The 26,327-nt window shown below is 45.3% G+C and carries 21 protein-coding genes; 8 read left to right on the top strand and 13 right to left on the bottom strand.

What is annotated here, in order from left to right; translation table 11 throughout:
- Positions 1-58 precede the first annotated feature (58 nt).
- Positions 59-1,189 carry a clostripain-related cysteine peptidase gene (locus DW033_RS16880; RefSeq protein WP_048927035.1) on the bottom strand — a complete coding sequence of 377 codons (1,131 nt, stop codon included), beginning with the start codon at positions 1,187-1,189 and terminating at the stop codon, positions 59-61.
- A gap of 152 nt (positions 1,190-1,341) precedes the next feature.
- On the opposite strand from DW033_RS16880, the gene DW033_RS16875 reads away from it, so the two are divergent.
- Together DW033_RS16875 and DW033_RS16870 are read left to right on the top strand one after the other, a co-directional pair.
- Entirely contained in the window at positions 1,342-1,902 is a 561-nt protein-coding gene (locus DW033_RS16875) for a DUF3575 domain-containing protein (RefSeq protein ID WP_005863367.1), read from the top strand.
- A 12-nt stretch (positions 1,903-1,914) separates the two neighbouring features.
- On the top strand, positions 1,915-2,421 hold the full coding sequence (locus DW033_RS16870; RefSeq protein ID WP_121956061.1) for a DUF3868 domain-containing protein: 507 nt from the start codon (positions 1,915-1,917) through the stop codon (positions 2,419-2,421).
- 103 nt (positions 2,422-2,524) lie between these two features.
- Here the strand turns inward: DW033_RS16870 and DW033_RS16865 are convergent, their stop codons facing one another.
- Positions 2,525-2,998, bottom strand: coding sequence for an AAA family ATPase (locus DW033_RS16865; protein ID WP_233554231.1), 474 nt, complete (start codon positions 2,996-2,998; stop codon positions 2,525-2,527).
- Between the two features lie 216 nt (positions 2,999-3,214).
- Between DW033_RS16865 and DW033_RS16860 the strand changes: the two genes are divergently transcribed.
- The gene (locus DW033_RS16860) at positions 3,215-3,904 is read left to right on the top strand and encodes a type 1 glutamine amidotransferase domain-containing protein (RefSeq protein WP_121961177.1); all 690 of its coding nucleotides are present in this window, start codon (positions 3,215-3,217) and stop codon (positions 3,902-3,904) included.
- A 55-nt stretch (positions 3,905-3,959) separates the two neighbouring features.
- Positions 3,960-4,688, top strand: coding sequence for a nitroreductase family protein (locus DW033_RS16855; protein WP_011967249.1), 729 nt, complete (start codon positions 3,960-3,962; stop codon positions 4,686-4,688).
- Positions 4,689-4,782: 94 nt separating this feature from the next.
- Here DW033_RS16855 and DW033_RS16850 read toward each other — a convergent pair whose 3' ends face one another.
- From DW033_RS16850 to DW033_RS16825, 6 genes are all read right to left on the bottom strand, one after another.
- Entirely contained in the window at positions 4,783-5,193 is a 411-nt protein-coding gene (locus tag DW033_RS16850; protein WP_044545777.1) for a hypothetical protein, read from the bottom strand.
- A 1,048-nt stretch (positions 5,194-6,241) separates the two neighbouring features.
- A complete protein-coding gene (locus tag DW033_RS16845; protein WP_122382964.1) occupies positions 6,242-7,228 on the bottom strand; it encodes a fimbrillin family protein in 987 nt (328 codons plus the stop codon).
- 53 nt (positions 7,229-7,281) lie between these two features.
- A complete protein-coding gene (locus DW033_RS16840) occupies positions 7,282-8,313 on the bottom strand; it encodes a DUF5119 domain-containing protein (protein ID WP_122382963.1) in 1,032 nt (343 codons plus the stop codon).
- A complete protein-coding gene (locus DW033_RS16835; protein ID WP_009275253.1) occupies positions 8,310-8,885 on the bottom strand; it encodes a DUF5119 domain-containing protein in 576 nt (191 codons plus the stop codon). Before DW033_RS16835 ends, DW033_RS16840 begins: the two co-directional genes overlap by 4 nt.
- Positions 8,886-9,018: 133 nt before the next feature.
- Positions 9,019-9,873, bottom strand: coding sequence for a helix-turn-helix transcriptional regulator (locus DW033_RS16830; protein ID WP_122382962.1), 855 nt, complete (start codon positions 9,871-9,873; stop codon positions 9,019-9,021).
- 12 nt (positions 9,874-9,885) lie between these two features.
- Positions 9,886-11,415 (bottom strand): glycoside hydrolase family 10 protein, encoded by a 1,530-nt coding sequence (locus DW033_RS16825; RefSeq protein ID WP_008779082.1) that lies wholly within the window; start codon positions 11,413-11,415, stop codon positions 9,886-9,888.
- Positions 11,416-11,621: 206 nt separating this feature from the next.
- Between DW033_RS16825 and uvrA the strand changes: the two genes are divergently transcribed.
- Complete coding sequence (uvrA, locus tag DW033_RS16820; RefSeq protein WP_122382961.1) at positions 11,622-14,405, top strand: excinuclease ABC subunit UvrA; 2,784 nt, start codon at positions 11,622-11,624, stop codon at positions 14,403-14,405.
- 88 nt (positions 14,406-14,493) lie between these two features.
- On the opposite strand, the gene DW033_RS16815 is transcribed toward uvrA, so the two are convergent.
- From DW033_RS16815 to DW033_RS16800, 4 genes are all read right to left on the bottom strand, one after another.
- Entirely contained in the window at positions 14,494-16,125 is a 1,632-nt protein-coding gene (locus DW033_RS16815) for a RagB/SusD family nutrient uptake outer membrane protein (protein ID WP_048927038.1), read from the bottom strand.
- 25 nt (positions 16,126-16,150) lie between these two features.
- Entirely contained in the window at positions 16,151-19,339 is a 3,189-nt protein-coding gene (locus DW033_RS16810) for a TonB-dependent receptor (protein WP_122382960.1), read from the bottom strand.
- A 436-nt stretch (positions 19,340-19,775) separates the two neighbouring features.
- Positions 19,776-19,994 carry a hypothetical protein gene (locus DW033_RS16805; RefSeq protein ID WP_005863339.1) on the bottom strand — a complete coding sequence of 73 codons (219 nt, stop codon included), beginning with the start codon at positions 19,992-19,994 and terminating at the stop codon, positions 19,776-19,778.
- A 49-nt stretch (positions 19,995-20,043) separates the two neighbouring features.
- The gene (locus DW033_RS16800) at positions 20,044-21,846 is read right to left on the bottom strand and encodes a T9SS type A sorting domain-containing protein (protein WP_122382959.1); all 1,803 of its coding nucleotides are present in this window, start codon (positions 21,844-21,846) and stop codon (positions 20,044-20,046) included.
- A gap of 73 nt (positions 21,847-21,919) precedes the next feature.
- Here DW033_RS16800 and hflX point away from each other — a divergent pair, with 73 nt between their 5' ends.
- Genes hflX through DW033_RS16785 form a run of 3 tightly spaced genes read left to right on the top strand, consistent with a single transcriptional unit; the run spans position 21,920 to position 26,028 of the window.
- Positions 21,920-23,131, top strand: coding sequence for a GTPase HflX (gene hflX, locus DW033_RS16795; protein WP_005859898.1), 1,212 nt, complete (start codon positions 21,920-21,922; stop codon positions 23,129-23,131).
- Positions 23,132-23,152: 21 nt separating this feature from the next.
- Entirely contained in the window at positions 23,153-25,141 is a 1,989-nt protein-coding gene (locus DW033_RS16790; RefSeq protein WP_048927040.1) for a DUF4954 family protein, read from the top strand.
- A 5-nt stretch (positions 25,142-25,146) separates the two neighbouring features.
- Positions 25,147-26,028: an AraC family transcriptional regulator gene (locus DW033_RS16785; RefSeq protein ID WP_005863332.1), complete on the top strand. Its 882-nt coding sequence runs from the start codon at positions 25,147-25,149 to the stop codon at positions 26,026-26,028.
- A 95-nt stretch (positions 26,029-26,123) separates the two neighbouring features.
- On the opposite strand, the gene DW033_RS24970 is transcribed toward DW033_RS16785, so the two are convergent.
- The coding region (locus DW033_RS24970; protein ID WP_233554229.1) for a hypothetical protein at positions 26,124-26,327 on the bottom strand (204 nt) is incomplete at its 5' end.

Here is a 26,327-nt window from a genome sequence, read left to right as displayed (position 1 = left end):
CAGGGAGTATCTTACTATTTCTTCACACTCCTCGCGGAAAGCGTTGGATAAGAGGTGATTAATAGACCGCTTTATACCACTCAAGATCCTTGTACCACTCATTTAGTTTGGGCAAGGCTTCTTGGGGGATGTAGATAGATAAGCCGCTATATTTATTGACCGGCAGATAGCTTCCATACGGATACGGATAAGCGTAAACCGCCTTGGGTGTAGTAGCCTTGTAAATAACCGCCTTTTCCATGCTCCGCTTGAATGCGTTATATTGCTCTTCCGTGGCCAGACGGCTCACGTAATCATCAAAATCATATAAGGCATGATAATTCGGCGTCAAATACTCCATGATCTGCAATTCGCTAACGGGTACGGCGAAAAGATCTCTTTCCGTCTTATCATGGAATAGGGTACGGCAAGTAGCAGCCAATTCATCCAACTCATCGCTTTTCATGACCGAGATCGTTCCTGCCTCACTTTGATAATACGTATAAAACTTTGTCGCTATCCCCACCACATCAGCTTCTTTCTTGAACATATCCCCCATTATCGATTGATAAGGGAAGCCGTTCGCCAATATCTCCGTTGGCGAGCCGATAATATAATCCGCACATCCCCGGAAAGCGTAAGCTACCTCGGCACACGACATATAACAAGCGTCGAACAAAATAAAATCAAAATGATACTTCGATAAAGCGGAGGCCAGATCATTGATCTCCATGAAATTATTTTTCCCGTCTTGCCCGAAGGAACGCAAATAACTATAGATATCAGAAGGCAGCCATCCTGTTCCGTGACTCCACAGCACCAACCCGTAACTATCCGCCGGATATTCCTTTTGTACCTTGTCGATTATTTGCGTCAGCGTCTCGGTAGAGGCCGAGTTCTGGTTCGAGTCGTAGGTCTCGAGCACGATCTGCCGGATGGTATCCGCTTCCAGCTTTAATTGAAAAAGCTGGGGAGCCTCGTTCTGCTTATCCGTATAGATCAACAAATTGCCGTTGTTCAATCCATCTCGCTCAATCCCTTCCTTTATCGCCCTCAGGTTTTGGCTCACGTATCCACTCAAGCTATTATCCCCCGCGAAATAGATAAGAACCGTACGAGGGGCGGTAGTAGGGATAACGACCTCCTCTTTATCGCAAGCGACAAACGAAAGGAGTGACAGGAAAAAAATCACGATATATTTAGCCTTCATGAGTCATATTCTGGATTTATTTTACAAAGATAACGTTTTTCATCCGTAAATCATGGATATTATATAAGTTAACGTACAAATGAACTGATAAATAATATTTATATTTGTACGGTTTTGCCTCTTAAATAAACAAACCTAATGAACCGGGAGATATGAATAAACTATATTTACTGTTAGTATTTCTTTTGTCAACCTTTATGGATATTCAAGGACAGGTCGTGGCCGTGAAGACCAATGTGCTTTATGACGCGATCACTACGCCGAACGTAGGGGCGGAGGTCGCGTTCAACAAGCATTGGTCGGTTGAGGCATCGGGGTATTATAACGGTTGGACATTCTCGAGCGATAAGTCCTTTAAGCATTGGATGATACAACCAGAGGCGCGCTACTGGATACACGAGCGTTTCAACGGACATTTCTTCGGGGTTCATGCCCAGTATATGGATTACGATTTCGCCGGTTTGAAGCTCCTGTATGGGATGGAGAAAAAGAATAGTTATAACGGTAACGCTTATGGCGGCGGTATCTCTTATGGTTATCAGTTATACGTGTCGCCCCGTTGGAACGTGGAGTTCACGGCGGGTTTCGGATACTTGCATTTCGAATATGATAAGTACGCTTTTCCTAGAGGAGATGCGCCTATCGGCAAGTTCCGCAACGAGTATTGGGGATTAACAAAGGCGGGTATCAGTATCGTTTACATCATCAAATAAAGAGATAAATCTATGAAGACATTCATTTATATATGCTTGCTTGTGATCGGCCTTGTTCTTCCGGCAGGAGCGCAGGTGCCTATACAATCTTACCGGGGGCAAGTCTCCGTGAAGCAAAACCGCATCGAGCGGGAGGGCAACTCCTTGCGTCTAGACCTAACGATCAGTGTCTGCGGACTCTCCGTGGGACGATATCAAACCCTGTCCTTGATGCCGATGTTGCGTAGCGACAGAGATTCCGTAGTCATGGCCCCGGTAGTACTAAACGGGGCAAACAAGCAAAAAATGTACGACCGTACCTTAGTTTTCGAAGGCAAGAAAGCCGCCGATGGCGACGCTTATACGGTAATCAAGAACACCCCGGAACTGATCCGAGAAATCCCCTATGAACTATCCATTCCATACCACCCATGGATGAAGAACGCCGCTCTGATCTTGGTTGGGGAGTTGGATAATTATGAAGGTGCGCCATTACGAACATTCGTAAACGTATTGACAGAACATTTGGACATTCCGTAAAATAGTTTTTAACGCATTCCGTTATCCTGTAAGTACTGTCGAATAAGCGTAGGCGGTAGACTTGGGTATGGGCTTGTGCCTGCAATGTGTTCTGTATCTTTCGCTATGTTTCAGTGTTGAAAAATAGGTCGATGCCATATTCGTACATTTCTTGTATTTCTGTGTCACTGGCTCTTTTCACGAAAGTTTCCCCATTCCTGAAGTCAACTAGGTAAATGGCAAGTTCGTCACTCGGTAATTCCAGAAAGTCGTTAACCACATAAGGACTGTGTGTCGTTATAAAAAACTGATTTCTGTCCGATTGGATAATATCCTGCGTTACCTTTGATATGAAAGGAGGGTATGAGTGGGCTTCCGGTTCTTCAAAAACTAATGCGGACTCACTGTTACTTTCAATAGCCGCTTTGTAGAAAATCATGCGCTGCAGGGTATCGGCTATGGAATGAAATGGGATTAAAAATATCTCTCCCGGTTTCTTTTCTTTCATTACTTTAATCTCCTGGCTATTGGTATCGAAGACATATTTCAAGCCGTAGTCGTTGAAAATAGCTCTTAATTCTTCTTTCAACTTGGGCATCACGGAAACAATATTCATCAAATTGCTTCCTCCCGGAGGTAATAGGAAAGGGATCGGTAATTTCTCCTTATCGAATGCTGGTGGATAGAGATAGCATTTGAAAGGATTTGCAGGTTTTCATATTTTCGGATTATGTTAAAGATTCCATATTCTGAAAAACAATCTATCCATGTGTATGTTTTCTTTTAAAGAATATGAATCAATAATTTGATTATCATGAAGATTTTAATAATAGTTACTAGCACAGGGACTTTTGCCAATGGGAAACTCGCGACCGGATTATGGCTTAGTGAGTTTACTCATATCTATCATAGTGCAAAAGAAAGCGGCTATGACATAACGGTAGCCAATCCGAAAGGAGGTTATATTCCCATTGATCCCGAAAGTTTAAAACCAATTTTTTTAGATGAAATGTCCGAAAAGTATTGGGAAAAGCCAGAATTCAAAAAGCTGTTGGATCATGCAAACAGTTTGGATAACCTGTTGGAACAACAGTTTGATTGTGTCTATTTAGCCGGCGGACACGGTGCGATGTATGACTTTCCTGACAATGAAGCTTTAAAGACTATCGTAAGGAAACAGGATGAAAGTGGCAGGATAGTGTCGGCCATCTGCCACGGGGTCAGTGGGTTGTTGAATGTCAAACTATCCAATGGCGAATATATGATTAAAGGCAAAAAGCTGACGGGATTCAGTTGGTTTGAGGAAAGTCTTGCCAGAAGAAAAGAAGACGTGCCTTTTGATCTTGAAGCGTTGTTGAAAGAGAGAGGAGCGGATTATGAAAAAGCATTGATACCTATGACTTCAAAAGTAGTTGTAGATAATAATCTGATTACTGGGCAGGACCCGTTCAGTTCTAAAGAAATGGCGAAGGTCGTTATGCGGCAATTAAATAAAGCACGATAATAAATGGCTGAAGTAATCAGCTGGGAATAAATGTTTAATTCAAGTCAGTATCATTATGAATTTAGATGAAGTCCTTCATCATCGTCGTTCTGTACGGGTGTATGATAAAGAGAAACCAATAGATACGGAAAAGGTAAAACATTGTTTGGAACTGGCTACATTGGCTCCTAACAGTTCTGATATGCAATTATGGGAATTTTACCATATTACAGAACCTGAATTATTGGCAAAAATTTCAAGGGACTGCCTTGGTCAGAAAGCGGCTTCTACCGCTTCACAAATTGTCATTTTTGTGGTTCGGCGTGACTGGTACAAGAAACATGCGCGATTCGTACTCAATTTTGAACGGGAGAACATTCGTCGTTACAGTCCTAAAGAACGTCAGGCCAAACGTATTAAGGATCGGGAAATATATTACGGTATATTGATGCCTTTTGTTTATGCCCGGTTCTTCGGTATTCTCGGATTGCTCAGGAAATTGTTGGCTAATATAATCAGTATTTTCCGTCCTATGATGCTTGAAGTTTCCGAGAATGACATACGTGTGACAGCCCATAAATCCTGTGCGCTTGCCGCACAAACGTTTATGATTGCGATGGCAAACGAAGGCTATGACACGTGCCCCTTAGAAGGGCTGGACAGCCGTCGGCTAAAAAGGACATTGAAACTACCTCATGGTGCTGAAATAAACATGGCTATTCCTTGTGGGATACGGGATGGAAATAAAGGCATTTGGGGAGAACGTTGCAGAGTACCTTTTGAAGATGTTTATCGTAAACTTTAAGGCCTCCTTTTTTAAGGCTGGAATTTTCACTCACAAATAAAAAGTACAAATATCAAGTATAAGTGGTAGATGTTGTAGATGTTCGCATGAGCCGTTAATTCCCTATCTCGCAAAAATAAGTGACTTGTATCCATTGGCCATTCTGAAAGTGGATAAGTTGAAGGACGGCTCGATGGCTGTTGATGGTGAGGTTGGCGGTAATCTGCTCCGTGGAGAATGAGTGGTGAGCGTATTTGGCAGTGTGGTTGATGATCTTGTTGGCATACGTCTCTTTTCCTTCCTTTTCCCACGTGAAGATAGCGCGATCGAAATCTAGCGTGAAACGATCATGGAAGGTGTTTCCTTTCCATGTCTGACCCAAGGGCTTGATGCCTTGTGGAGTATCAACGCATTCTGTTATCCGGCAAGTGTTGTCGGATAAATGTAGGTGATAGACTTGGGCATGGGCTTGCGTGGCAAGCAGGAGCCATAGCGACAAGACGGGTAACAGGAGGATCGTCTTCATTTAATGGATAAGGGCAACCTGTCTCCATCGGTTGCCGGGCTAAAAATACAGAAGCGTGGAAACTATTGATATTACCGCATTGAGGCTCTCGACTGCCCACTCCCGAATAATAAACAATAGCCCACGCCATGCTGTTATATCGTCCAGAGCAATTACTGGTAAATATAGCACTGACGTGAGCGTTTCTTGTCTATTATCCCCGGGAGTTGAAATTGTCGAGATTTCAATGCGGGATAATATCTTTAAACGCTCTTCGTTAACTTATGTCCTCCTTCAGTGACCTACGCTTAGATATGAGGGATTATCGCAAATATAGGAAGAATAATTGATATCCGTATGCTATGTGGGGAGAAGTTTCCTCGCGGATTGACATTTTGACAAAATGTAAACGGAAGTCCGTGAGAGTCGATTATTTCGGGCGGATGTACGTCTCGCTTCCAAATACGCAAGAAAAAAACAGCAATTGTTTAGTAGACAGACAGATGTTGGAAAATGGCCTTTTATTCTAGCGAAATTAATTCATCGTAACTCATGGTTTGCCGGGTGTTTGGGCTATTCCATAAGGTTACGATAGGGTTATAATAAGGTTATAACGCCTTTCTCATTAGGTTATAACCCTATTCTTAGCTGCTTACGATGCCCAACGTAACCATATGTGTCGCCTAACGCGGCCTTTCGCGTTGGCTTTCGCGACCTATTGTGTGTGCAAAGGGGGGCTTTTGAGATGGAAAAGGGCACTAATGGCTATCTCCTTCTCGTTGTTTTGTGGTTCTTGCGGGAAGGGGATGTCACCGAATGTGGGTTGTATTGAGCAAAAAAGTAGTATAGAGCTTGTTTTGCTAACGGAATGGTCTTTGTGATTTGTTTTATCGTAGGCGTTTCTTTGAAAGATCCATACTAAATATGGGATGTACTTAAAATAATTAGTATCTATCGTAATAGAATGGAATATACTCGAATGTACCTTTTCTGTTCATTCGAGTATATTGGATTTTTAATTAACTTATTCTTATGCTACTTGAATAAATATAATTATTCAAAGATAAGTTTATAATTTTATGTCAGGAGTAATTGTATCGAACGAGCCGACTGTAGCTGTTAAATCAACAGCATCTAATGAGATGGTGAATATATATGTATATTGCTTATTTATATCCCATTTGCTATTAGCGGCTAAAGTAATCGTTTTAGTATTAGGTATTGTAAGTTCGGGATTTGTATAAACAAGATTATAAGTGATTTCAATAGCTTTGTTCGCTACATCTTGAGGAATCATTAGTAACGAGTTCCCTATTGGGGTTGCAGTATTATTTGATATTGTTGTACTAGTGTTTAAAGCTGTATAATTTTGTGTTCCTGAGCTACTCCAGCTTCCAACTGCTAAAGTGGAGGGAATTGTAAATGTTCCAGTGTTATTAATATCCTTAATCGTCACGTTAGTAATGTTGATCGTTACACCTGCATAGGAAGAAGCACCGAGTTGTGCTTTAAACAGAACTCTTGAAAGTCCGTGCTGGAATACAAAAGGAACGCTTGTGGCATCTGTTGTGGTGTTTGTAATTCCATTGATTGCTGTTCCATTTTTATCATCTTTAGTGGCAGCCTTAACTGTTGACCACATGAAATCAACCTGTTTTGTAGCATCACTCTCCACAGTAAAAGGAATTGCTGTTGCACCATCAGCTATTGTAGGGGCAGTTGTCAAATTCGGATAATAAGCTACAAATGAAACAGGGTTACCTTCTGGCCAATATTTCGTGTTGGTATAGGTCCAAGTGGAGCCATCTGTTGTACTAATAGTCTCATTACTCATGAAGTTTGCTTCGAAAGTTCCATCGCCATAATATGCTGACACTCCGAATTTATCATCCTTAGCAAAGGCTGATTTATCTAAAGCCTTCGTCTGTTTCCCCACATAAGTCCCGAAAGTAATCGCATTATCACTCTTAGACACTAATGTATCAATTTCATCTTCGCTTGAGCAGCCAGCCAATACTACTAGGCTTAATGCTGCAATGAATAAATTTGTCTTCATAACGCTTAGTCTTTTAATGTTGTTTTATGTTGTTACTATTTATTATTCTATATCTATGCGGGGAGCACAATATCTACTTCATCTCCCCAATTGTCTATACTTGCGTCGAATCCTCCTTCGCCGCCATTAGTTGCCGGCTTTACGTTTGGCAATTCCAGCGGAATATCCTCGGGAGTTTCCTCCTCGTCCGGATCGGCTCCGGTACCCAACACCACTTTCACCTCTTTCGTCTCATTATTGATCGCGGCACGTGGAGCTATATCATATTGCTTCGTAATGACCGTCTTGTTATCGACCAATAAGATGGAGAGCGTAAGCAAATTACTGATCTCGTCCGTGGCCTTCGATGTGACGTTTGGTCTGCCGAGTGTCAAGTAAGAGCCGGATAAGATACCATCGGTCGTTGAGTTCTTGTGAAAAGTCTTTTCCGAGAAGTCAACGAGTTGCGTCGCTATGCTACTCCCAGTCTTACTGTTGGCTATCCAATATGTATCCGCCATCCCTTTAATCGATCCCCTCGCAGTCCGCACGTTGTGCAATCCTTTTATCTCTAAGGACAGATGGGTCGTGAAGATTACCTTCTCGGGCCGGCAAGCCAAGGAAAACTCCTTTCCCTCCTTAAGGTTCGCCCGTACCATCTCTTGCGTCACCTCAAAACCCTCCAATGTAGCTACCGCTAAAGGTTCCGGATCGTAGATCAGCCGCTCTCCCTCGGTGGGCGTGTACCAATCGCTATCCATCGTCTTCATCACGATCCGCAGGGTGCTGTATTGATCTTGACCCTCGATCGTGAGATAACTGTATTCTTCGGCCGCTTGGTTAAATACCACTACGTTATAGATCCCTTTCCTCAATCGCACCTCGTCACCCGTGACCGTGTTGGTAAGGAAACGGCTTGGCTCCCCTCCATCGACCGGGTAAAAGAGCGCGGTCATACCATCCGGGTCGATACCGCAAGGACCCCAATCTATGTCGAGGCGCACGGCGCAACGGTCTACATACTCGCCGATCATAGTCTCTTTCGAGCATCCCGCCAATCCCATGACAAGCGAGATCAAGATGATAAATAACCGGCTCTCTCTCATCGGATACTCGTTTTCTTTAGCCCGTTGATATTGTTCGCGATCCCTTTCCTTTCATTGCTTAGATTCAAGGAACTATCCTTCGATAGGAAAAACGGCGACAAGGTCAATTCCTTATGCTTCTCCGTATCCCCCTCAACCTCTACCGAACGGATCGTGGCGACATATAACGGGATCACCTCGTCTTGACATGCCTCCAGATCCTCTAGAGAGGAGATATATGCTTCCGCTTCCTCGAACTTCGACATATTACGAAAACCTATGTTTTTCGCGTCGTAATTGAAAACCAATACATTATATTTATCCGGTGGTAAGAACAGGGTGATGCCATTGGCGTTCCCATCCGTCTGTATCATCGGCCCGCCCTCCGACGGGTAGATACAATAGCGAAGTTTCTCCGGTACCGGGGAACCTGCTACCACGCTATCCCAACGAAGGGTGCAAGTGATGTAGCCCGTGCCTCTTTTCTCCGGTTCCTCGGATCTCTCGCAACTACATTCCAGCACCATGCCGATAATGAATAAAACTGCGATAGAGATCTTTAAGATAATACTTGTCTTATTGTACCTATACATTTTATTTTTCTTTGAAAATCAATTATGATTGACCTTCTGAACGCAAATGTATAGGGAATGCTAAAGGGGTGAATTGTTATTTTTGTCCAAAGAGTTGCAAAAGTTGAGAGATTTTAAAAAAAATCATTGAATATTATGTATTTTCATCCTTTAAAGAACGGATAGAGCGGGGAGATTGGCCGAAATTCGCCCTGCAGAAGTGCGAGAAGTTGGAAAGCGACTCGAAACCATACTTGTAACAAATCTCGGATATGGAAAGCTCTGTCATGATAAGGTCGTTATGAATGTCTTGGCATTTGCGTTTCAGCATCCATTGATAAGCGGGCTCTCCGAACGTATCCTTGAAGATACGGCGGAAGGTGGGTACGCTGTAGCCTCCCAATTGGGCGAAGGTCTCCACGTCTTTCGCCTTCTGGTAGTTCTGCATCACGAAATACTGGAAACTGTGGCTATACCGGTAAATCGGGGCGTAAAAGGCGGCTAGCTCCTTGATGGGGTAGTAGCAGTTCAGCAAGTAGACCATCTCCGAGCGTTTGGCTTGCATCAGTCCGGAGCATCTTAAATCATCGTTGAGGTAAAGCTTCATGCCCTCGATGAAGAGTTGTATCGGCGGGACCATCGTCATTACGATGGGCTGCTGGCGTTCGTTCTCCACGATGGAGATGCCTTTGTTGAAACGATTGTCGCATATGTTTTGCGGACGCTCGAAGAGATAGATGATACATTCGGTGTAGTCGAGTACCTTGCACTCCACTTTCGAACCGATCGGTTGCAACACGAACTGTCCGCCCCGGAACGTGGTGTCCGGGTGCTCCTCGCTGTTCAGCCAGATCTCTCCCTTGACTAGGAAAAAGACCATGTTCTGCATGCATCTTGTCTGAGGGATCACGTACCCTTTCGGATAAAGACGATACTTGAATATGTCCCTCTGGTAGAAACTACAAGAGGAACAGTCGGTATATTTGGTGCAGCGATGGTCGGTTAACATATATTGTTGTCTTTATAATTTTACTTTCTTTGTCTTGCCCTCGCTCTCGTTGTGAAAGCGATCTACGGCGGTCACTACATAGCGGTATTTTACCTTACCTTTCTCGTAAGGCATCAAGTAGCCGGTTTCCCGGGTGATAGCCACGATCTTCGAGGGATCGCTCGTGTCTATCGGCTCCTTGTCGTTAAAGCGATAGACCACGAAATAGGAGGCTAGCTCCGGATTCGTGGGGCTTTGCTCCGCTTGCCAATGTAACAAGAAGCCTTTAGGTGTCCATTCGGTCTTTAGCTTGCTTACGTCTTTTGGCGGACGGTTATGCATATGGGTATAGGCTGGGATAAGGGCCGGGTAACGGTGGTAGTTCCGCCGTAGGCTGTCGGCTACGCCCTTGTTGTTCCATAGAATCTCGTTGGCGGGCCAGAAGCAATTGCCGCTCACGTGAGGCAAGGCACGCTCATAACGCATCTTGCGGGTTAATTGGTCCGCTTTCATGGTGCGGGCCACGTCTTGCCCGATATATAAATGACCTCCGTTGGCGTTTTTGTCCCACCATTTGATAAGCGTGATGTAATCCGCCGCCGGGTGTCCGATCTCCCAATAGATCTGGGGGATGTTATAATCGATCCAACCTTGCTGTACCCAATAGGTGATATCGGCGTAGAGGTCGTCGTAGTTTTGCAGGCCGTTGGTATTGCTACCCGATCCGTCCGCGGTACTTTTCTTGTTGCGGTAGATGCCGAAGGGACTGATACCGAAGCGTACCCAAGGCTTGGTGAGCAAGATGGTACGTTTCAATTCCCGGATCAGGGTATTCACGTTCTCCCGGCGCCAATCGTTCCTTTGCGCCTCGCTGTATCCTTTTCGCAAGCCGTATTTGCGGAAGCTGTTATCATCCGGGAAAGGCATACCCGCTACGGGATAGGGATAGAAATAATCGTCCATATGGATAGCGTCCACGTCGTAACGGCCGACGATATCACGCACTACCCGGCAAATAAACTGACGGCTTTCCGGCAATCCCGGGTCGAAAAGGATTTGTTTATTATAAGTGACAAACCATTCGGGATGCTTATGATAGATGTGGGAATCGGCGAAACGGGTGTTTCCCGCCGTGCTCGCCCGGTAAGGATTCAACCAAGCGTGAAACTCCATGTTCCGTTTATGGCATTCTTGGATTAGGAAGGCCATCGGGTCGAACTCACCTGCCGGGGCTACGCCCTGCTCTCCGGTGAAGAAGCGACTCCACGGCTCGATATCGGATTTATAGAAAGCGTCCGCCTCGGGGCGCACCTGAAAGATGATGGCGTTGATGCCGCATGCTTGCAGGTAATTAAGCTTGCGGATGAAGTCTTTTTTCATCCGGGCGGGAGTCATATCCTTGTATTCGCCTTGAAAAGCGGTCTGTATCCATGCTCCCCTAAACTCTCGCTTGGCCTCCTTGCCCGTACTCGTAGCCGGACGAGGCTTCTCGCGAACCGTAGAACATGAGGTTATCGCACAAAAGAGAATCGCTACTAAGAAGCGAAAATATTTAATGTACATGGGTGCCTTGCTGTGTTTGTCTATGAAATTTTCAACAAATGTAGAAGATTCCCTGTAAATATGAAATATTTCACCCTTGTTATTTTATTTACTTGGCAGTAGGGACGAGGCACACCCTGTCTAACTGTGTGAATTAGTTCGATGAAGATAGGGCAGAATCGGTTAGTTTTGGCTATCTTTGCGTTAAAGAAAAAGATAAAGGTAATATGTCTGAGAGCAATTCGATTTTCATCAAGGGGGCACGTGTCAACAACTTGAAAAATATAGATGTAGAGATTCCGAGGGACAAGCTGGTGGTGATAACCGGGCTGTCGGGGAGTGGAAAATCATCGTTGGCGTTCGATACCCTTTATGCGGAGGGACAACGCCGGTATGTAGAGAGTTTATCCGCTTACGCCCGCCAGTTCTTGGGAAGGATGAGTAAGCCGGAATGCGACTATATTAAGGGAATACCGCCCGCTATCGCTATCGAGCAGAAGGTGAATACCCGTAATCCGCGTTCCACGGTCGGTACATCTACCGAGATTTATGAGTATTTACGCTTGTTATATGCTCGCGTCGGGAAGACGATATCGCCGGTTTCCGGCACCGAGGTGAAAAAACATCAGGTGAGCGATATTATCAAGGAGGTCGTGCGATATCCCGAGGGGACTCGTTTTGCCGTATTCGCCCCGGTTGTCTTGCCGGAAGGCCGGGATATGAAGGAACAGCTGGAGATCTTGCGGAAAGAAGGATATGCCCGTCTGTCGGTGAATGATACGGTATATCGTATCTCGGAGGTACTGGCCAGCGAGGAGTTGCTGTCTTATCCGATCGAGTTGTTGGTGGACCGCCTGACGGTATCGGACGATAAGACCTTGAAAAGCCGTTTGGCAGACTCGGCTGAGACCGCTTTCTTTGAGGGCCATGGTACCTGTTTGATCCGTATTTATACGGAGGAAGGGATAGTCGTGAAGGAATTCTCGAAGAAGTTCGAGGCGGATGGCATGATATTCGAGGAGCCTACCGATATGATGTTTAGCTTTAATAATCCGTTGGGCGCTTGTCCGACTTGTGAGGGGTTCGGTAAGGTGCTGGGTATCGATGAGAATCTGGTGGTGCCTGATAAAAGCTTGTCTGTCTACCAAGGAGCCGTGGTTTGCTGGAAAGGTGAGGTGATGGGGGAATGGCTGAAAGACTTTATCGTGAAGAGCGAGAAATATAACTTCCCGATCCATCGTCCGTATTACGACCTGACACAGAAAGAGAAGGATTTGTTGTGGCATGGGGCGAGAGGCTTACACGGTATCGACGATTTCTTTAAGTTCGTGGAAGAGAATCTTTATAAGATACAATACCGGGTGATGCAAGCCCGCTATCGGGGAAAGACGACTTGCCCGGTTTGTAAGGGGAGCCGCTTGAGACCGGAAGCGCTGTATGTGCAAGTGGGCGGTAAGAATATCGCCGAGCTGGTGACGATGCCGGTTTCGGAGGCAAAGGCTTTCTTTGATCAACTGGAACTGGACGAGACGGATGCGGCGATCGCTAAACGTTTGCTCACGGAAATCAATAATCGCTTGCAATTCCTGTTGGATGTGGGGTTGGGTTATCTGGCTTTAGATCGCCTCTCGGCCTCTTTATCCGGAGGAGAGAGCCAACGTATCAATCTGGCTACCTCGTTGGGTAGTAGCTTGGTGGGTTCGTTGTATATTTTGGATGAGCCGAGTATCGGTCTGCATTCCCGGGATACGGATTTGTTGATCAAGGTATTGCGACAGTTGCAAGCCTTGGGGAATACCGTGGTCGTGGTGGAGCATGATGAGGAGATTATCCGTGCGGCGGATTATATCATCGATATCGGTCCGAAAGCGGGGCGTTTGGGGGGTGAGGTTGTTTATCAAGGCGATGTGAATAACCTCCGGAAATGTAGCGATAGCCATACGGTACGTTATTTGACGGGAGAGGATCAGATCGAGATCCCGCCTTACCGCCGTCCGTGGAATAATTATATAGAAGTGACAGGGGCCCGGAAGAATAACTTAAAGGGCGTGGACGTGAAGTTTCCTTTGAACGTGATGACGGTGGTTACCGGCGTGAGCGGTTCGGGTAAAAGTTCCTTGGTTCGTGATATTTTCTACGAGGGCGTGAAACGCCATTTGGATGATGCCGCCCGCCTGACCGTAGATTGCTCCGGTATCAGTGGAGATTTGAATATGATTCAGGCGATTGAGTTTGTAGACCAGAACTCGATCGGAAAGAGCTCTCGCTCGAACCCTGTGACGTATATCGGCGCTTACGATGAGATCCGTAAACTATTCGGCGAGCAGCCTCTAGCGAAGCAGATGGGATATAACGCCGCTTATTTTTCCTTTAATAAAGAAGGAGGTCGCTGCGAGGAATGTAAGGGCGAGGGCAAGATCACGGTAGAGATGCAGTTTATGGCGGATATCACCTTGGAATGCGAGGCTTGCCACGGCAAACGCTTCAAGCAGGATGTATTGGATGTAGAGTATCAAGGCGCTAACATATACGATGTGTTGGAAATGACCGTGAATCAAGCGATCGAGTTCTTCGAGAAAGGTTCCGGCTCCCAAGAAAAGAAGATCGTGAAACGCTTGAAACCGCTGCAAGACGTGGGCTTGGGCTATATCAAGCTGGGACAGACTTCCTCCACTTTATCCGGTGGTGAGAACCAACGTGTGAAACTGGCTTATTACTTAGGCCAAGAGAAGCAGCAACCTACCTTGTTCGTTTTCGACGAGCCTACGACCGGTTTACATTTTCATGATATCAAGACTTTGTTGAAAGCTTTCAATGCCTTGATCGAGAAAGGTCACTCCGTGGTAATTATCGAGCATAATATGGATGTGATCAAATGTGCGGATTATGTGATCGATTTAGGACCGGAAGGCGGAAAGGCCGGCGGACAGCTGGTTTGTGCCGGCACACCGGAGGAGATAGCGGCTTGCGAGGCATCCTATACCGGTAGGTTTTTAAGGGATAAGTTATAAAGAGACGATATAAAGACAAATGTAAATAGCTCCTGCCCGAATATTCGGATAGGAGCTATTTCTTTTAAGAAGAATGGGAGCATTCCCATTAATATCCTGGGTTTTGCTCGATGATTCCATTTTTCGCAAGGTCTATAACCGCTTGCGGTATCGGGCCGTATTCGTGGGTCCCTTTGATGAAACGGGCATTTTGGAGATGAGAGCGGAATGTCTTCTCATGCTCGAAATAAGTGTTCATCACGTCTGAGGCGATTCCCCAACGGACTAGATCAAAGAAACGTTCACCTTCTAAGGCGAATTCCAGACGTCGTTCGGTACGTAAGGCTCGGATCGCCTCCTCTTTGTCGGAAAATGACGGATATAATCCGATCCGGTATTTGGCGGCATCCGCTGTCCCGTCAGCGGTTTTTACGGTCTGGCTGTTCATGGCACGCTCGCGAACTTGGTTGATGTATTTCAATCCGGTAGCCAAATCGCCTAGTTCGATAGCAGCTTCGGCACGCCACAATAACACGTCCGCATATCGAATAATATAAACATTCAATGCGTTTACGTATGGCCAGATAGCCAAATAGTAACTTGAGTTCTTGGAGACAATACGTTTTTTCGGGCTATACGGACCGTAAACCGTAGCCTCACGAGGAGTCCAGTCATAGAGTTGGACATCTAGGAACATGATTCCGGGGCGGGCTACCGTGTGGTCTAGGCGGGTGTCTACATAATCATTTTCCGAAACGTCTATGCCGTCTTCCAAAGGCAAGCCGTTGGAGTCGGTCTTATAAGCGTTTACTAGGTTTTGGGAAGGACGAAGGAAACCATAGTTGGGATAAGGGCCTCCCGGAGGTAACAAACGGTCGCCCGGATTTCCGTTGTAGTTGTTCGGGGAGCCATCGTTGATAGAGGCTTGGACTGAAAATAAAATTTCAGGGCAGTTGTCATTTTCCGGCAAGAAGATATTCCGGAAGTCGGGGAGTAGCTGGTATTTGCCGGAATTGATCACCTCATCCGTCGCTGTAGCGCATTCCTGCCATTTGCCTTGGAACAAGTAAACTTTAGCCATATAAGCCCGGGCCGTCATCTTGCATGGACGTGCCACATCCGGCTGGGAATCCGGGAGACCTTCGTAGGCGGCCTTAAAATCATTCAGTATCTTCTCCCATAATTGATCGGATGTATACTCCTTATTCGAGATAGAGGCGAACGCGGAAGGATCGCTGACACTCTCGTCGAAATATGGGATCTGGTTATAGATGATCTTTAAGTTGAAATAGAAATGGGCACGCAGGAAACGCATCTCGGCGATACGGGTCTCCTTTTTATCATAATCGCTGCCTTTGAGGATACGGATCGCTTGGTTACAGCGGTTCACGCCCTCGTATAAGGCTAGCCATTTCCGATTGTAATCTTGGATAGTCGGGTCGATATGGAAGATTTCCATCAAGTGAACCGGGTTCTGGTCTCCCGTACCACCTCCGCCTTTGTAGGTATCGTCTGAGATCACATCGCCAAATTGCCAGTTGGAGCATCCTGAATTCAAGCCGGAGCTGGCATCGTCCATCTGGCCGTCTAGGATGGAATAGGCGGAGATAATCAATCCCTCAATGTTATTGGGATCTTGTGCTTGTTCGGGAGTCAGTTCGCCTACAGGTGTCTCTTCCAGAAAATCGCTGCATGATGTCAATGCGAATACGGCACAGGCCGCTATAATCATTTTCTTCATATTCTTGTTTGTTGTTGTTTGATGATTAAAAACTTACGTTTACTCCAAAGGTGAAGGTGCGGGATAACGGATAGATGCCGCGGTCCACACCCATATCTAGGTTACGGTAGTCACTGGAGTAACTTTGCAATCCCACTTCCGGATCGATACCGTCGTATCCGGTGATCGTGAATAAGTTGGTTGCTTGCGCATAGATATACAAGCTATTGAACTTAATCTTGGATAGGATGGACTGAGGTACGGAATAACCGATTTTCATGTTCTTTAAGCGAACGAAAGAGGCGTCTTGCACATAGTAGGACGAGGGCCGGATGTTATTGTTCGGATCGTCCATGGTGACACGGGGTATATCCGTATTCGTGTTGGTCGGTGTCCATGCGTTAACGACACGGCTGTTTTTGTTGTATTGCGATTGATTGTAGAAATCACCCACATAACGGGTCAAGTCGTATACATCGTTTCCGAACATTCCCTGAAAGAATAGACTGAGGTCAAAATTATGGAAGTTGACTCCTAATGTAAGGCCTGCCGTGACATCGGGGAGCGGGTTACCGATATAGTCACGGTCGTTACCGTCTATTACGCCATCTCCGTTTACGTCTACGAACTTGATATCACCCGGTTTTGCGTTGGGTTGGAGTAGTTCGCCTTTATTATTGGTATATGATTTGATCTCCGCCTCGCTATGGAATAAACCGTCTTCTTTATAAGCGTAGAAAGAGCCGATTGGTTGTCCGATGGCGGAACGAGAAACCTCTTGATCGAAGTTGAGGGAGTGAATCACGCTGGTAGGCAGTCCGATATAGGAGACATCACCGTCTAATTCAGTCATCTTGTTTTTGATAGCGGACATATTGAAGGCGACATTGAACCCGAAATCTTTATTGATGCTCTTATTGTAGCTGACCTCAGCTTCGAAACCCCGGTTACGCATTTTCCCGACATTGTCCCATACCGTTTGGTTCGTACCCCCCACGGTACCGATCAAGGGACGCTCCCATAATAAGTCCTTGGTATCTTTGTTAAACCAATCCAGCACAACGGTTAGGCTGTTATCTAGGAAGCCTAGATCCAGCCCGACATTAGTTTGCGTGGTGGTCTCCCATTTCAGGTTTGCGTTACCGTAACGGGTTTGGGTGTATCCGGTTGTCACGGAATTTTGGCTACCGTCGATCGGATAGTTGGAGTGGTTCGGATTACTCATGTAAGAATCGATCGTAGAATAAGCCGGGATATCAGAGTTGCCGTTTTGTCCCCAACCTATGCGGACTTTCATGTTGCTGATAGCCGGAATATCATAAAACGGTTCGCTACTGATACGCCAGCCTGCGGAGACAGCCGGGAAATTACCCCATTTATTGTTACCAAGTTTAGAAGATCCGTCACGTCGGAACGTGGCTGAGAATAAGTAGCGGTTGTCGAAATTATAATCAATTTTACCGAAATAAGACATCATCTTGGAAGTAAAGGCAGAACCTGCGTTCTTCTGGGAGCCGCTATCGCCCGCATCGAGGAAATGGAAGTTATCGTCATCCGAGGCAAAGCCTTCACGGGAGGCGGAGAAGTATTCCTCTTGATAACGGTTTGTCTCGATACCTAATAAGGCTCCGATCGTATGTTTATCGAATGTCCGTAAATAGTTTAACGTGTTCGTGAATACCCAATTGAAGTTCCAACGGTTTTGCGTGCTCAACGTACTCAAGGGTTGCTGGGTGTTCAATTCGTTGTATTTGGCCTTGAAGCTTCGTTTATACAGGTTTTTGTAATCCGCTCCGAAGTTGGTCTTGAAATAAAGTCCCTCTAGGATATTCAGTTCGGCGAATAGATTACCGAATAGACGGGTGGTACGATCTTTATTATCCTTATTACGGTATAATTCGCCTAACGGGTTGGAGATGTCGGCGATCGGGTTGCTGCCGAAATTCCCGTCCAGATCGTAAACAGGGGTAATGGATACGGTCTTATAGGCGTTGTATAACATACCTCCCAGTGCGGCGTTATTGGTGACCGAGGTTCCCCACGCATGTGATAATGTGGCGTTCTCACCGATTTTCAAACGATCGTTGAAGAGCTTGAACTCATTGTTGAAACGTCCGGATATACGTTCGAAACCAGTATATTTCATAAGACCGTCTTGGTTGAAATAGCCTAGGGAGAACAAGTGGCTGCTAACTTTATCTGCTTTCGCCAGAGAGAGGTTATAGGACTGGACCATGGCTTTTTGCATGATCTCGTCAACCCAATCCACGTCTCCCGAGGGAAGACGGTGATCTGCGTCAAGGAATTCCGGAATTACGGCGGTCTCGCCGGAGCCATACACGTCGCTTACTGGTGATTTCCCGTCGTTACGCTGTGCCTGCCATAATAAGTCGCCATATTCTTGGGCGTTTAGCATACGCATCTGTTTTGCCGAGGTTTGTACTCCCACGTAAGCGTCTAGGTTTACCCGGAAAGTACCTTCCTTCCCTTTTTTTGTACTGATGATAACCACGCCGTTTGCCGCACGTGCGCCATAGATGGAAGCGGAAGAAGCATCTTTCAATACCTGCATACTTTCGATATCATTCGGGTTGAGAAAATTGATGCCGCCCTCTACTGGCACGCCATCGATGATATAAAGCGGATCATTGTTACGGATCGTGCTGAAACCGCGTACACGTACCGCTACGCCTCCGCCGGGCATATTATCCGGGATTACGTTTACGCCGGACAATTTACCTTGCATCATTTGATCTACACTGGATACCGGGGTATCTTTCAGGTCGCCTACCTCCAGTACGGAAACAGCACCGGTAAGGTCTTTTTTCTTCTGTACACTATAACCTACCACGATAACCTCGTCTAGGTTCTGGGTGTCATCCTGCAATTGGATCGTGAGGGGAGAACCATTCCCGGCTGGAATCTCCTTGGTGTTATAACCGATATAAGTAACGACCAATATGCTTTGCTTGTTTTGCAGCGAGAGAGAAAATTTGCCGTCAAAATCGGTTACGGCTCCATTTGTAGTCCCTTTCTCAATCACGTTAGCCCCGATAATTGGTTCTCCGTTCGTATCGGCGACTACGCCACTTACCGTGAATGTCTGTTGGGTGATCGTCATTCGTCCAGTAACGTTTGGCAGATCCTCCGCTGGTGCCGCATTGATTGGCTGTAAGTATGCTACGCCTAGCAAAAGAGCGGGAATCGCCATCGTAAAGTAATTTCTGTTGTCCATCCTTTTGTCCTTAAAATATATTAGAATTAATCTATTTTTTCAGAACGCAAAGGACGTGTGATTATATTACGATGATATGTCTATGTTATTAAAAATGTGTTCACGATTGTATTGCCTTTCAGTGATATGACGATTAGGCTACGATTACAAAAATGATATCGGCTGTCTTTTACGTATTGGTTAATGACGTTTTAGTACTAGTGAATAAAATGTAAGAATTATGAAAGTAACTCATTTTAAGAAAGTAAGCGAAACAAGTGGTGTGTGTGTCCTGTTAAGATTGTACTTATTTATAATCGAATAATTTATACTGTGCGTAGTCTTTATGAGACATTCAAGTAGCCTGTGAGGGCGAAAAAGCAGTAATATTAATACTAGTGTAATAAAATAAAGTTCATTCAGCCTGTTCTTCTGTGAAGAAAAACAGGCTGTGTTTTTATTGCTTGGCAGGATCATCGTCTTTATTCCACTTATCTCGCATTCTCAGACGTTTGACTTGCAGATAGCGTAGAAGGATGATGATGACGAGCGTAGCGCCGATCATCAAGAAATATTCGGTATAATTGTTTCCGGGATTGTTTCCCGGCCAGCCGATGATACTCATTACGATTAAGTAAACAAGTAAGGCAATTGTTGTGATATTGATCTTCTTCATATTCGTTTTATTCTAAAAACAGGGCAAAGATATAAGATTGTTTCGGGCTTTAGGAGGTTAAAACGCATTTGTATTGTGCCCGATAATGTTCTGTTTGAATAATTAAGATATATAAACCTTGTGGGAGGGGAATCGGGAGGATAGGGTTCCCTGCCTGTACCGCTTGCGTGAATACTAATATGCCTGCCGGAGTAAACAGTTCGACTTTACCGGGGGATGGAAGATTAGTAATGAATAAAGTCTTGTTCTCTAGCTGATAGCTTAATTCCGGAAATGAAAATACTTGATTGGAAACAGGGGAATCTTGTCGGGCTTGAGGTTCCGATGTCGGGAAAGATATGGGTGCGTTCGTTGATAATAATTTATAATTGTCTGGTTCGGATGTATTATATACAGATAGGCTGGTACTTTTATGCGCTTTGACAAAGAAAGCGGAGAATGGAGGGATGGCGAAATCGCTACCGATCACGTAGGGTTGGTAGGTGGAGCCGTCATATATATAAATGTATCCGTCTAAGGCCGAGTTTGATTCTATTTGACTAAGAGCTAAAGGAGCCGGCAGGGGATTACCGCATAGATACCAGCCGTTGTGATTCTGGTTCTGGCTTTGGTTGTTAATGCTTACCGGAATAGAGGCTTGACCGTTTTTTCCGAAATCTATAGGGATATCTCCTGCTTTCGAGGAGAAACGGAGGTTCTGGCGATCGGCGGAGGCGTCAATAGCGATTAGGTATCCCTTGTTCTTCTTGAAGATGGGCTGGGATGTATTGATTATTGTTTGTGGTATGACTTCCCAGTTGTTGGAAGGGCTTTGTGAATTAGCTCGCTTTTCTCCGTTGTAGGTTTGTACGTAAAAGTAATTACCGTTTGTATCGCTTTTGTCATCACCCAGTTGGAAATCCGGGTCTATGCCGGAAGCGAATACATCGAAGGGGAAGGAGATAAAATACCATTTGCCTTTTTGAGCGAAGGTCTTCTCGATCGTTATTTTGCCGGAGATGTTAATAGTTCCGGACGATCGCAAGGTGGAGGAAGACGCCAAGATACCATCATTAGGATAGATGGTAAGGTTATTTACGGATAGATTTCCGGTTGGTAAAATACGGATGTTTCCATCGCCAATAAAGATATCTTTACAGCTGATATTTGTATTTATGGAGATATTACCGTTAATCAAGGCGTTGCGGTGACGGTAGGCGGGTAGGTGGCTCCAGCGATCCTCATGGTTCCAATCGCTGTTTCCGGTAAATAGGGAATAGGTAGGAATCATGCCGTGTGCGTAAACGCTGTCTACATAATAATAGCCGTTTTTGGTATTGGCAGCCGGTGTGGGGACGATAATATCCAATCCCGGGGGATTGCTGCCTATATCCGTCTTTTCGAATGAAGCAGTAGCATCGTCTTTATTTAAAGTTATGATCGACACATATTCTGGTTTGTTAGGGCGGTAAGTCTTAACTTGCATCTTTTCTTCGAGCATTAAATGGATGCCCCCTTTCCGTATACTGATTTTTATATCTTGATGATCTGTTAACGTGAAATGCTCGAAAGCCGCTTGCGTATTCATTGGCATTCGTAACCCGTAGTTTCCGTGGCTGTTAGGAATATCTTTCACGCCGGAGATATCTTCAATAAGGGCTTCACCTGTAATGGCATAATCCCAATTATCAGAAGCAAGTCCCTCAAATGTCTGCATCCGAAACGTATCTCGAATAGATATATTTGCGTTACTTTGCACAAAGCTTTCCCATGTAGACGGATTTGAAACTTGTGACTGGATAAATTGTTGTACGAATAGGAATACCGTACAAACGACAACGCGTCTGGATAGATGCCAAATTCTCTTTTTCATAGCTAAGTTGATTTATATTTGTAAATATGTTCGCGAATATACGTAAATAATTGAAATAATATATCTTTGTGGCATGAAAGAATTTATCATATCTGAGGCACAGACCGAGAAGGCCGTTTTGGTGGGTTTGGTTACCCCTGAGCAAAATGAGCAAAAAGTTAAGGAATATCTGGACGAATTGGCTTTCTTGGCCGATACGGCAGGGGTGGATGCGGTAAAGCGTTTTACCCAGAAAATGGATTACCCGAATTCCGTCACTTTTGTCGGGACCGGTAAATTGCAGGAAATTAAGGAGTATGTGGTAGAGAATGAGATCGGTTTGGTGATCTTTGATGATGAGCTGAGTCCGAAGCAACTCCGTAATATTGAGAAAGAATTGCAGGTGAAAATCTTGGATCGTACGAGCTTGATCTTGGATATCTTCGCTAGCCGTGCACAGACCGCCCATGCGAAGACACAGGTGGAGCTTGCACAATATAAATATATGTTACCCCGCTTGACTCGTCTGTGGACACACTTGGAGCGTCAGCGAGGCGGCGTAGGTATGCGTGGTCCGGGTGAGACACAGTTGGAGACTGATAAACGTATTATCTTGGATAAGATCGCACGATTGAAGAAAGAGCTGGTGGATATTGACAAGCAAAAAAGCGTACAACGGAAAAACCGGGGTAAGATGGTACGTGTAGCGTTGGTCGGATATACGAACGTAGGTAAATCTACCTTGATGAACTTATTGAGCAAGAGTGAGGTCTTTGCCGAGAATAAGTTGTTCGCTACGCTAGATACGACCGTACGCAAGGTAATTATCGAGAACTTGCCGTTCTTGCTGTCTGATACGGTCGGATTTATCCGTAAGTTACCGACCGAGTTGGTGGAATCTTTTAAATCTACCTTGGATGAGGTACGGGAGGCGGATTTGCTGGTACATATCGTGGATATCTCACACCCGACTTTTGAGGAGCAAATAGAGGTCGTGAACCGTACGTTGGCGGAGATCGATAAGACCGAGAAACCGATGATCATGGTTTTCAATAAGGTGGACGCATTTACCTTTGTCCCGAAAGAGGAAGATGATTTGACCCCTCGTGGTCGTGAGAATATCGATCTGGATGAACTGAAACGTACGTGGATGGGAAAATTGCAAGATAATTGCATCTTTATCTCCGCCAAGGAACGTACGAATATAGAGGCGTTGAAAGAGATGTTGTATGAACGGGTCAAACAAATCCATATCACCCGTTTCCCTTACAATGACTTCCTCTTTCAGCAATACGATGAAGAGTAGAGTCTTACAAAATTAGTACCAATGAATCATTTGAGAAATTTGCGGCCGGATGAGATCGCCACCTTGCGATCTCAGGCTTGCCGGGCCGATGATTGGAATCAAGTTTGGGTTCCAGAGGTGTTTGATATTGAATATGTGAACCATGTACGTTTTTCAGGAGTGGTTAAGTTAGGAGCCTTTCGTAAGGTGTTTACCCTGCCGGGAGGATTGGTAAAGCATAGCGGGCTTCGTCATGTTACCCTGCATAATTGTACGTTGGGGGATAATGTGCTGATCGAGAACGTACAGAATTATATCGCTAATTACCGGATCGGTGATGACTGCTTTATCCAGAATATAAATGTTATGTTGGTGGAAGGCAAGGCTACGTTCGGGAATAATGTCGAGGTGTCGGTCTTGAATGAGACCGGCGGGCGTGAGGTTCCGATTTACGATGGCCTGTCGGCTTCATTGGCTTATATTATCGCTTTGTACCGCCATCGTCCGGCCTTGATCGAACGCTTGCGGGATATGATTACCGCTTATACGGAGGGTATCGCCTCTACGGAGGGAACGGTTGGCGATAAGGTCAAGATTGTCAATACCGGTACGATCCGTAACGTGAAGATTGGTGATTACGCGACCATAGAGAATAGCGCACGTCTGGAAAATGGTTCCGTAAATAGTAAGAGAGAGGCCCCGGTATTTATCGGGGATAGTGTGATCGCGCAAGATTTCATTGTCTCTTCGGGAGCCAAGATCGCGGATGCCGCTAAGATTATCCGTTGCTTTATCGGACAGGCTTGCCAAGTGACGCATAACTTCTCGGCCCATGATTCCTTGTTGTTCAGCAACTGCGCTTTCGAGAATGGGGAGGCTTGCGCTATTTTCGCCGGTCCGTTTACGGTGTCTATGCATAAGAGCAGTTTGCTGATAGCGGGAATGTATTCGTTCTTGAACGCGGGAAGTGGCTCCAACCAGAGTAATCATATGTATAAGCTGGGACCGATTCATCAAGGGATCGTGGAACGTGGTTCCAAGACGACCAGCGACTCGTATATCCTTTGGCCGGCCCGTATTGGCGCTTTCTCTTTGGTAATGGGTCGCCATCATCACCATAGCGATACTTCCGATATTCCCTTCTCCTATTTAATAGAGAAGGATGATGAGACTTACTTAGTCCCGGGAATTAATCTTCGCAGCGTAGGTACGATCCGTGATGCCCAGAAATGGCCGAAGCGTGATAAACGTACGGACCCGGATCGCTTGGATATGATTAACTATAATCTATTGAGTCCCTATACGATCCAGAAGATGCTGAAAGCGGTGGATATCTTGAAAAACCTGCAGGCATTGGTTGGAGAGACTTCCGAGATTTATTATTATCAGAATACTCGTATAAAAGGTTCCTCACTCCGGAATGCGTTGAACTTTTATGGCATGGCAATTAATAAGTTCTTTGGTAACTCGTTAATCAAGCGTTTGGAAGGTACGACCTATTATTCTATGGAAGAGGTCTGGGAGCAATTGCGTCCTACGGAATCCAAAGGCTCCGGAGAATGGCTGGACTTGGCGGGCTTGATCCTCCCGAGGGAACCGCTAGATGCCTTGTTGCAAGATATCGAACAGGGGGAAATCGCTTCCTTAGAGGATGTGGAATGCTTTTTCCGTTTGGTTCACGGACGTTATTATTCCTTGGAATGGACATGGGCCTACGAGATGATCGAACGTTATTATGGGGTGGATCTCCGTTCGATTTCCGCCGCGGAGATTATTGATCTGGTTCGTCGTTGGCAAGAATGTGTGATCCGCTTGGATGAGATGCTTTATGAGGATGCCCGTAAGGAATTCTCTTTGACTTCTATGATCGGTTTCGGAGTGGATGGTTCCAACAAGGAAAAACAACAGGATTTCGAGGGTGTTCGAGGAGATTTCGTGAATAATCCGTTTGTTACCGCCGTGCAGGAACATATCGTGAATAAACGGGCGCTTGGGGATGAACTGATCGAGAGGTTGAAACCTTTAGTATAAAGCTTATGAAACCATTATTTCAAGAACTGCCATTCCCGATAGATAGTCACATTCATTTCTATGTGGAGGATCTACCGCATTTTATAGTGCCTTGGCACTACCATCCGGCTATTGAGATAATGTATATCACAAGTGGTACGGGTACTCGCTTTGTCGGGGATCATGTGGAAGGATATTTCGAGGGCGATGTTTGTATGATCGGCCCTCAACTGCCACATGAGTGGAGAAACGACCCTGTTTATTTCGATAAGAGCTCTGGCTTGCGGGCTACTTGTATTTGCTTGTTCTTCAAGCGTCAGATTTTTGAACCTAATTTAATCCGTCTTCCGGAGATGAATAATATCCGGGAATTGATAGAGCGTTCCCGTAGAGGGATTAAGTTTGTGGGTAAGTCCCGGAAGAAGATTGCCGAGCTGATCAGCCAATCCGCCAATGAGACGGGAGCGAGTAGGGTGATCAAATTGATTGCTTTACTGGAATTAATGGCGACTTCCGAAGAATATGAGATATTAGCCAGTACGGGGTTTACGGAAACGGTCAACTCGGACGATTTCGAGCGTTTCAATAAGGTCTATAAATATCTGGTGAAGAACTTCACGTCTCCAGTGAAGCTGGAGGAAGTCGCCGCTTTGGTAGGCTTGACTCCGACCGCTTTTTGTCGTTATTTCAAGAAACGGACCAAGAAGACTTTCGTGGAGTACTTGAATGACATGCGCATAGGACACGCGAAAAAACTATTGATAGAGGGAAATCTGAAGATATCCACGATTAGCTCCGAGGCCGGATTCAATAATCTATCCAACTTCATCGGCCAATTTAAGAAAACCACGAATATGCTTCCATCCGAGTACCAGAAAAAATATAAGGAGCGCCTGGATGGAGAATAAGGGCAGGATTTCATAGTTGTTTGGAAAAATACTAAAATAAAGCCCAAGGTATTCGATCTATTTTTGCGATATAAGTTGTATCGTAAAATAGAATATCATGGAACATAAAAAGATTGTAATCCCATCCTTGTCATTTTTTCAAGATGAGCTAAAGGGGGAAGGTGTGGTAAAGAGCCGGAGAACTTTAGGCGAGCTTGCCGGAATTTTTGAGAATCAAGATGCTTATTCCCAATTACCATTAGATCAGGTAGTGTTTCACTTAGTGTGTCCGGAGCCGGTCTTTCGGAGTCTTTAGATGT

Source organism: Parabacteroides sp. AF39-10AC (genome assembly GCF_003635405.1).
Taxonomy (GTDB): domain Bacteria; phylum Bacteroidota; class Bacteroidia; order Bacteroidales; family Tannerellaceae; genus Parabacteroides; species Parabacteroides distasonis.
This window is presented reverse-complemented; position numbering and strand designations above follow the sequence as displayed.